Below are 9,349 nucleotides of genomic sequence, written 5' to 3' on the forward strand. Positions count from 1 at the left end.
GCTGAATCAGTAATCCCAGATAGCCGCGACCCAGCGAAAGGCGTCTCCGTCGATTGCGACCCGGCCGATGGAGGGGAACGGCAGGTGCGTGGCGACCAGCAGTTCACCGCTCGCCGCCGCCTCTTGCATGAGGCGCACGCGCACGCGAAACGACTCCTCGGGATCATGTTCAAAGCCGTTATGCCATTCCGGGTGGTCGAAAGCGACCGGGAACAGGGCGTCGCCAGCGAAGGTCAGCTTTTCGCCACCGGAGGTCACATAGACCACGGCGTGCCCGGGGGTGTGACCACCGGTGAGTTTGACCACCACGCCCGGCGCCACCTCATATTCGTCTTCGAACGTGCGCAGTTTGCTGTGAAACGCTTCCATGAACTGATTGGCCGTTGACCGCAGCACGTCCGGCACTGGCGCCGGCATGGTGGTGAGGGAAAAATCCGGCGCTTTCCAGAACTCAACTTCGGTCGCCGACACGTGGATTCGCACGTCCGGACGCAGGCGGTTCTTCACCTCATCAACGAGTAATCCGCCAATGTGGTCCATGTGCATGTGGGTGATCACCACATCGGTGACAGACGCGAGATCGATGCCGGCGGCTTCGAGGCGCTTGGGGAACTGCCCGGCCCGTGGAAAGCCCGGGAATTGCCCGCCCAGGCCTGCGTCGACGAGTATGGTCTGGTCACCGCTGCGCACCACCAGCACGTTGAGCGGCCAATCGAAGGCGTCAGGCCCCAGGTACTGGTCCTTGAACCATGCTTCGCGGTCAGTCTGTTCGACGTTGGTCGACATGGTCGAAGTCGGCAGAGGCAGCACTCCGTCGCTGACCACCAAAACATCAATCTCGCCGATCCGCAGTGCATAGCGCGACGACACCAGCTCTTCTGCCCACGAACCGTCGCTGCGTGAAGCCGCTTGCAGTCCGCTGTTTCTCTGCTGTATTCCATCGGTTTGGGTCAGGGAGTTCAAATGCGTTGTCATGGTCTTTCTCCGGATGCGAGAGCGACGGATCGCCAAGAAATCCAGTGTGCATCGCGACCCGCTGCGCGGGTACCATATCTAGGTATTCGGGACCATACACAGGTATAGGTTCCAGTGGCCAACCCTCATCGTGAAGTCGCCCGCCCATGCCCATCGCCGACAACCTTCGCATTCACATTCGCGGCCACGCTGCTGACTCTGACGCCCGGGCTCGATACTGCGTTGATACTCAGAACCGCCACAATGGAAGGCAAACAGCAGGCGTTGCGTGCGGCCCGAGGAGCAGGCGCATGTCGCAAGAAAGGTCGATCGTAATCTGGTCAATATTCAGGATCTGTCGGCTCAAACCGCTGCGGGCGCCAACCAGACAAACTTGTCCAGCCAGGAACTCTCTCGCCTGGCGCTTTCATTCAATGCGATGGTCGGGAAACTCGCCCTGTGAGATCTGAGACATCCAGAACATGAACATCCTCTTCACATCAACGCGCTGGGTGGCAAGGTAAATTGAATGACAGCCCCTCGGGGCTGGTTCTCGCTCGCCCAAAGACGACCACCATGCGCCTCAATAATCGAGCGGCAGATCGACAGCCCCATTCCCAGGCCAGTCGGCTTGGTGGTGTAAAAAGCGGCGAACACTTGCTCGGCATGACCTGACGCGAAGCCCGGCCCTGTATCGCTCACGCTCACGAGTACGCTGCCGCCCTCTTCCATCGCTGCGCTGACGTCTAAACGTCTCTCGCCTTCGTCAACACTACCCATGGCCTCCAAGGCATTGAGGATCAGGTTCAGCAACACCTGCTGCAGTTCTACACGATCACCATCGATGAGGGGCAAGGATGGGGCCAGTTGCGTGTCTACCGATGCGCCGCTATCTGATGCCTGGCTACGGGTGAACTCGATCATCTCGCGGATCGTCAGGTTTATATCCATTGGTGCTTTTTGCGGCGGAGCCTTGCGGATATGTCCACGGATGCGATCGAGTACTTGCGCCGCGCGATGTGAATCCTGGATCAGCCGACCAAGCACCAGTTTTACTTCGCCGAAATCCGGTGGCCGGGCGCCCATCCAGCGCAGTGCAGCGTGAGCGCCCATGACTGTAGCGGCGATAGGCTGGCTGACTTCATGAGCGATAGAGGCCGCAAGCTGCCCCATAGTCGCGACCCGGTTGGCGTGGGCCAATTCTGCCTGCACATCGCGATAGCGCTGTTCACTCTGGCTGGCCTTTGCTTCCGCCTGTTTACGTTCGGTCAGGTCGAGCACAAAGGCGACGCCCTCCTTGCAACCCGGTCCGAACGTGACCAAACCGATGATGATGGGCAGCAAACTGCCGTCTTTGCGGATGTATTCCTTTTCAAACGGACGGGCGCTCCCCACTTTCAGCGTTTCCAACAAAGCCAGTTCGCTGGCGTCACGATAGGCCGGCGCAGTCAGATCTCTCCAGCGAATACGACCCGAGACAATATCCTCTCGCTCGTAGCCCACCATGACCAGAAAAGCATCGTTGGCGTCGGTGATTTCACCGTCGGCATTCCAGAAAATAATGCCGATGATGTTTGCATCGACTAGACGTCGAATCTTTGTTTCGCGCTCAGCGACGTCGCGATACAAACGAGCATTCTCCAGTGAGATCGCCGCCTGGGATGCCACCAGCTTCAAAACGGAAATTCGCACAGGGCTGAACGCGCGGGAAGTCAGTTTGTTTTCGAGGTACAGCGCGCCAATCAGCTTCGCCTGGTTCATCAAAGGCAGGCAAAGAATGGAGCGCGCAGAATGCGTCAAAAGATAGGGGTCCGTGGCGAATGAAGACTGATTCACCGCATCGTCGATCACGATGGTTTCTTGAGTGCGCAGTACATGGAACAGGATCGACTCGGGCAACAGAGCCCCGGACAGCGCCACATCGGGAAAATGCAACTGAGTACTGTCCTCACCGGTGGAGACCTCGGCCACGACACGATGCGTACTGCCATCGGACAGAATCAACACACCACGTTCAGCACCCGCCTGTTCGATGGCCGTGGACATGACCATGTCGATCAGTTTTTCCAGAACGATCTCACCGGAAACAGCCTGCGATACCTTGAGCACGGTCGTCAGATCAAGCTGTTCGACGGGCGTAGTAATCGTGTTGGTCGGATCAAGCGCAGAATCTTGCGTTGCCAGCCAGGAATACAACGCCTCGAGTTGCCGGACCTTGCCACTGGCGCCCCACCGCAGGTAATCGTAGCGAGCATCCCGCATGTATACCCGAGCGATCTTGGCAAAGCCGCGCGCTGCATAGAAACACGACGCCAGTTCATTGGCGAGCGCCGCGATATGGACAAAACCATTGAGCTGCGCTGATTCGATTGCTTGCTCGTATAAATGCTCGGCCTCTAGCACGCGGCCCTCTAAGCGGGCAATTTCCGCCCCCAACAGCGCGGTATGGCCAGCGAAGTTCTCCGGACAGATAGCTGCCCAAGCTCGCAATTTTCGCTGGTGCTCAGCCATGGTATCCAGCTGTTGTTGACTGGCGCAAGAAACACTGACGCACCGTCCCCCCATCGCGAGCGCGCTGTACAAGTAGTATTCGGCCTCTTCCAAAAACGAATGCGACACCTCGAGTAACGGCTGCGCCCGTGAGGCGGCTTCCAGGGCAGCGTCAAACTCGCCAGCCAAGTAGCGCGCTTGCAATTTTCGGATCCAGTAGCAACAGGTAAGGACCGGAGAGGTCTTGACGACGTGGGCTTCTGTCTCGACTTCATCGAACTGCTCTGAATCAAGGCAACCGAATACCGGTGTCAAGCCACGGAGCATCCGAATCAGCGCCAACTGGCTTTCGAGGAAATCGGTCACCAGGCCAAAACGCACCTTCCGGGTGTAGGCCAGACCGCGCTCCGCTTCTTGCTGCAGATCGGGTAATCGTTCGCCGGCGAACAGTAAGTTCGAGACGATGATATTGCTGGCGAAAGCGCCATAAGAATAATCGCCGATCCGGTTAGCGGCATCGAACGCTCGATCCAGTAGCTCGCGGCAATAGCGCACAGGTTTCGCCCAACGCGCGACAAATAGCGAGAAGGATAAATAAGTGCGCGCCCCGTAGCGTGCCAGGCCCCTTCGCTCAACCAATTCGCAGCCCAGCTGTCCGAATCGAAACCCGGTCTGGTAGTCGCCGAATCGCTGCCCGGTGACCAAGGAGAGATTGGTGTAGGCCACGCACGAGGCATCACTGTTGCCAAATTCAAGGCTGAGGTTGATGGCCTTGCAAATCGTCAGACATGCGAGGTTTGCGTCCGTGTGCAGAGCCGGCGAAAACAGCATGGTCAGCGCGTCCATGGTTGCGAGGGCAACCGCGTCGTCCATTGGCGGCAGATCAATGACTTGCTCAATGGTCTGATTGCCGAGTGTGAGCCAGATGCGCTCGTATTCAGCTCGGGCATCATCCTCGTCCGGGTGGGCACACCACGCTATGCCAACCTGTCGCAGGTAAGAGAGACAGACCGCGACTGCTCGTTCGCTTAGATCGAGGAGTAAGCAGACATTCATGTGCAGGCAGGCGACTTGTCCCTGTTCGACCGTCGACAAGTTGCGACTCGACAGTGCACTCAGGCGCTCGTCTGCGATCGACAGCTGCGCGGTCAGGCATTCACATTCGGCCTGGTTCAACGCCAGAGCGAATTCCAATTCATGCCGATGCGTCCAGCATTCGCCGTCCAGCAACTGCGCACCCATCGTGAAATATTTGAGCGCCAAATCGTAAGCGGTAGACGTCTTGGCGCGTTGGCCAGCGACCAGGTTGTATCGCGCCAGCTGCACTTTTTCATTCTGGTCGAAGATGAGTGAAGCGCCGCGATTAAGCTGGCCGACGATGTCGAAAACCCCATCGTCGCGCAGTTCCGCAGGGGTACAAAAGGCAAGCTGCCGCCCGATCCGAAGATGAGTTTCAGCGCGCGAGTCGATGGCGATCAGCGAATAGGCCGCCTCGCTGATTCGGTCATGAACGAATCGATAGGCACCTTCCAGACGTTCAATCAGCTCTTGGCGAACCGACTCCCACAGCACTTTGTGTAGCTGTGACTGGGTCATATCCATGACCGCCGCCAGCATCTCGATTTTGGCGACGCTACCCATACAGGCCATCTGCTGCAACGCTTGCTGCGTCTCTCCGGGCAGACGAATCAGTCTGGCAACCATGAGGTCGACGACATTATCGGTGTAACCCTTGGCAAGAATGCGATCGGTGTCCCAGCACCACTGTTTCGCTGCAAAATCGAAGGAAAGCAGTTGCTCCTCGGCCAGTGCATGCAGAAACTGGATCACGAAGAACGGATTGCCAGCGGTCTTGTAGTGAACCAACTGGGCCAAGGGCTTGATTCGTGTCACGGCGCAACGGAGAGCGTCGGCGATCATCCGCTCGACGTTCCCGCTGGCAAGCGGTTTCAGTGTGATTTCATCTATCCGCACGCCAGCGTTTCGCAGCGTTTGAAGCTTGAGAGAGAGCGGGTGCGCTACGTCCACTTCGTTATTGCGGTAAGCCCCGATCAGCATGAGATGCTGCAATTGCGAGTGGGTCAGAAGGTCCTCAAGCAAGTCGAGCGTTGCCGCGTCGGCCCACTGCAAATCATCGAGAAACAGTGCGAGCGGATGTTCCGCTCGGGCGAACACGCCTATGAATCTTCGGAACACCAGCAGAAAGCGACGTTGTGCCTGCTGGGCTTCGAGGTCCGGAACGATGGGCTGCTCTGCGACAATGAGCTTCAGTTCAGGAATCAGGTCGGTCATGAGACGTCCGTTCGGACCGAAGGCCTCCTGCAACGCAGTGCGCCAGCTCGTCAGCTCGATGTCGCTCTTGCCCAGGAGTGTGCGCACCAGGCCTTGAAAGGCGTGCACCAAAGCTGAATAGGGAATGTCACGCTGGTACTGTGCGAACTTGCCACTGGCAAGAAGTCCCCGCGATGACACCAGCGCCTTGTGCAATTCATTAACGATCGAGGACTTGCCCATTCCGGAATAACCGGAGATCAGCACCCATCCCGGTTCATGGCTTTCAACGATCCGCCCGAACGCGCCGACCAGGTATTCGATTTCGCTTTCGCGCCCGTAGAGCTTCTCAGGGATCTGCAACCGATCGGAAGCACCTTGTTCATCCAGCGTAAAAACATCGATGTTCTGGCGCTGCTGCCACTCAGCCAGGCAATGCCGCAAATCATGCTCGACCCCGACAGCCGTCTGATATCGCTCCTCGGCGGTCTTGGCAAGCAACTTCATTACGACGCTCGAAAGCGCCTGCGGAACCGTGTCGAGTCGCAGATTGGGCGGCAATGGCATTTTTGCGATATGGCAATGCACCCATTCCATGGTATCTGAAGCGGTAAACGGCAGCGCGCCGGTCAACATCTGGTAGAAGGTGACACCCAACGCGTACAGATCACTGCGTGAATCGATTGAACGATTCATCCTGCCGGTCTGTTCAGGCGCCATGTAAGCGAGGGTACCCGCGATGGTATCAGGCGCCTGCCGCTCTCGCGGCAAGCCCGAGGCGAGCCCGAAGCCGGTGAGCCGCGCCCCGCCATCTGTGCAGTTGACCAGGATATGAGTGGGCTTGATGTCCTTGTGAATCAGCCCGCTCTTGTGAAACTTGCCAAGGGCAGCAGCGATGCTGATGGCTAGACGCAAGAAGGTAGCCGTGTCCATTGGACCCGCGAGCATTTTCGACAGCGGTTCGCCGCCGGGGTCTTCCAGCACCAGCCAAGTCTGGTCCCCTTCAGATACCAGTTCTACAGGCCGCACCGCCCACTCACTGTCCAGCGCATTCTTCAGGCCGAACTCATGAGCAAGTCTATCCAGCGTAGCGGGCAAAGGCTGTTCGACGGCTGGTCGCGAAACCAGTACATCAACGAGGCCAGTTTCGCCCAAGCGCTGTCCCCGGCTTAGAACACGCTCCCCATCGTCCCAAACCACCTGCATGCCGTCGCCCATCAATGCCTCAACGTCCAGTAATTGTTTAACCGAGAAACGATCGTTGCCCTGTCACGCGCATGACAGAAAATACTGCGGAAGCAAATGCTGTCGCAGCCACGGTGACTTTCGCATCAGGAGGTGAGCATTTGATGATGGGATGCCCGAAGAGTCGAATCGAACAGGGACAGGATCAAAAGTTCATCCTCACGCTCGTGGTCAGATCCGGCGATCAATGATCCGCGGTGCTCCGAGTTTCAAACGTCTAGGAAGCACCGGCCTCAGTCGTCACGCGTGCCACTGGCGGGGTCAGCTTATCCCTTAAGTGAAGCAAACCGTTAGGACATTAAGCCCTGAAATTATGCCTGCAAGGGTTGCCAAAGGAATAGGGGGGTACGCTCCTGAATCAGCCCCCCGTGAAATGCGCTTTACCGAAGCTATGCCAGCACCATGGTGCTGCTGATATTGTCAGTTTCAATCAAACTCAATCAGCACCTTACCCATGTACTGCGCAGCAGCAAAATAAACATATGCCTAGGGCGCGTCCCAACTGGTGAGCAATGTCCAGTTTCTCATCACTTGATGACGTAGTCGCCACGCGCGTACCCATGACTTTAGCGAGTTTCAGCGCATAGAGGTAGACGATGCTCTAGAAATGGCAGAGCAGACATAAGTCTAAGACTGAGCGGTATACAGACTATCGATGCATCACAGTATCGTCAGCTTTTGGTCCAGGCTGTGTGAAAACGCGCTGAATACGTCGAAAGCTGAGAGTCGCGAGGATTGCCTGTGAAATCAGCGGGCGGAAGCGCGAATTGCCCTCGTCAGCTACATAGGCGTTCGTAAATGCTGTTTGGGCCGCGTCAGCGGCCTAAACAGCCACTCACGGTCGATCAAACGGCTGGATTCACGCCCTGATCGCTTCAAGCAGTCCTGAGATACCGAAGATGCTCATCATCCGTTTGAGGTTGTAGGCGAGCACGTGAAGGCTCATTTCGGTGCTTACCCTTGGTAGGGTTTTGGTCAGGAAGTGGGTACTTCCCATCCAGTATTTGAGCGTTCCAAAAGGATGTTCAACGGTCTGTCGGCGACGCCTCATCATCGCTGGATCATTTTCCAGCCGTACCTGCATCGCATCGATTACGGCTTCATGTTCCCAGCGCTTTACCCGGCGCTCCTTACCCGTCGTACACTGCTTGTGCATTGCGCAGGACTGGCAACCCGAGAACCAATAACAGTGCAGTAGCATGCCGTCCTCCACCGAAGAATGCCGCCGGGTCAGTAACTGTCCCGCAGGGCATCGATACTCGTCCGATGCAGCAACGTAGATGAAGTCCTGCTTACCAAATCGGCCTTCGGCTTTGCTGCCGGAAGTCAGGGGTTTCGGTACGTAGGTGGTGATGCCCACCTGCTCGCAGGCAAGGATTTCCAGCCCTTTGTAGTAGCCTCGGTCGGCTACCACCGTCAGCGACTCAGAGCCGATCTCTTCACGCGCTTGGTTCGCCATATTGCTCAGTTGCGCCCGGTCATTACCAACGTTGGTCACCTCATGGGCAACGATCAGATGGTGCTTGTCGTCGACGGCTGTTTGTACGTTGTAGCCAACCGTTCCGGTGCCTCGGCCGCTCGTGGCCATTGAGCGTGCATCTGGATCGGTGAGGGAGATCTGCTGGTCTGGACTTTCGTGGAGCTGCGCCTCGATGTCCTTGAGTTTCTGCATCTGCTTTTTCAGTGTTTCTATCTTTTCTTTCAGCCGCTCTGCCTTGGCCTCGGCCACTTCGGGCGTTGCCCGATCCGCCGAATCCATCGCCGCCAGATATCGATCGATGCTCTGTTCAATCTGCTGCATGCGTGCCTTCACCTTGCCTTGGGTGAAGTTGCGGTCGCGGTTGTTGACGGCTTTGAATTTGCTGCCGTCGATGGCGATGATCGACTGGGAGAAGAGATTGAGGTTGCGGCAAAGCACCACAAATTGCCGGCAGACACTGCGAATAGCCTTGCCGTTGTCCTTGCGAAAGTCGGCGATGGTTTTGAAATCTGGAGCCAAACGCCCCGTGAGCCACATCAACTCGACATTGCGCTCGGCCTCACGCTCAAGCCGGCGGCTGGACTGAATCCGATTGAGATAGCCGTAGATATAGATCTTCAGCAAGATCGCTGGATGGTAGGCCGGACGCCCCGTTGCAGCAGGATCAACACCTTCAAACCCAAGTGCACCCAGGTCGAGTTCATCGACGAAAACGTCGACCACTCGCACTGGATTTTCTTCAGTAACGTAATCGTCCAGGCACTCCGGCAGCAAGGTGACTTGCGTCCGAGCCTCACCTTCAATGAATCGCTTCATGATCGCCCCCACCACGATCTAGACGATCAGAAGATTAGACAATTGCAGGTGTTTTCACACAGCCTGGGTCGAAAGCGGTACCTGGATGAATGA

General features: G+C 57.1%; 3 protein-coding genes and 2 pseudogenes. 2 read left to right on the forward strand and 3 right to left on the reverse strand.

Annotated elements, in window-relative coordinates:
- Window positions 1-6: 6 nt before the first annotated feature.
- The gene (locus ACM6I0_RS14865) at window positions 7-975 is read right to left on the reverse strand and encodes an MBL fold metallo-hydrolase (RefSeq protein WP_414922686.1); all 969 of its coding nucleotides are present in this window, start codon (window positions 973-975) and stop codon (window positions 7-9) included.
- 146 nt (window positions 976-1,121) lie between these two features.
- Between ACM6I0_RS14865 and ACM6I0_RS14870 the strand changes: the two are divergent.
- Together ACM6I0_RS14870 and ACM6I0_RS14875 are read left to right on the forward strand one after the other, a co-directional pair.
- Window positions 1,122-1,266: pseudogene (locus tag ACM6I0_RS14870) on the forward strand (LysE family translocator); the annotation flags it as partial.
- A pseudogene (locus tag ACM6I0_RS14875) lies at window positions 1,253-1,417 on the forward strand (methyl-accepting chemotaxis protein); the annotation flags it as partial. The pseudogenes ACM6I0_RS14870 and ACM6I0_RS14875, both read left to right, overlap by 14 nt.
- A 32-nt stretch (window positions 1,418-1,449) precedes the next feature.
- Here ACM6I0_RS14875 and ACM6I0_RS14880 read toward each other — a convergent pair.
- Together ACM6I0_RS14880 and ACM6I0_RS14885 are read right to left on the reverse strand one after the other, a co-directional pair.
- Window positions 1,450-6,921 (reverse strand): AAA family ATPase, encoded by a 5,472-nt coding sequence (locus tag ACM6I0_RS14880; protein ID WP_414922690.1) that lies wholly within the window; start codon window positions 6,919-6,921, stop codon window positions 1,450-1,452.
- An 898-nt stretch (window positions 6,922-7,819) separates the two neighbouring features.
- Window positions 7,820-9,256, reverse strand: a complete 1,437-nt coding sequence (locus ACM6I0_RS14885) for an IS1182 family transposase (protein ID WP_414922687.1) — start codon at window positions 9,254-9,256, stop codon at window positions 7,820-7,822.
- Between the last annotated feature and the right edge of the window lie 93 nt (window positions 9,257-9,349).

Source organism: Pseudomonas sp. IT-P294 (assembly GCF_949767865.1).
GTDB lineage: Bacteria > Pseudomonadota > Gammaproteobacteria > Pseudomonadales > Pseudomonadaceae > Aquipseudomonas.

Excerpts from the sequence above, each read along its gene's own strand:
- ACM6I0_RS14865 (WP_414922686.1), bottom strand. The coding sequence starts at position 975 with ATGACAACGCATTTGAACTCCCTGACCCAAACCGATGGAATACAGCAG.
- ACM6I0_RS14885 (WP_414922687.1), bottom strand. The coding sequence starts at position 9,256 with ATGAAGCGATTCATTGAAGGTGAGGCTCGGACGCAAGTCACCTTGCTG.
- ACM6I0_RS14880 (WP_414922690.1), bottom strand. The coding sequence starts at position 6,921 with ATGCAGGTGGTTTGGGACGATGGGGAGCGTGTTCTAAGCCGGGGACAG.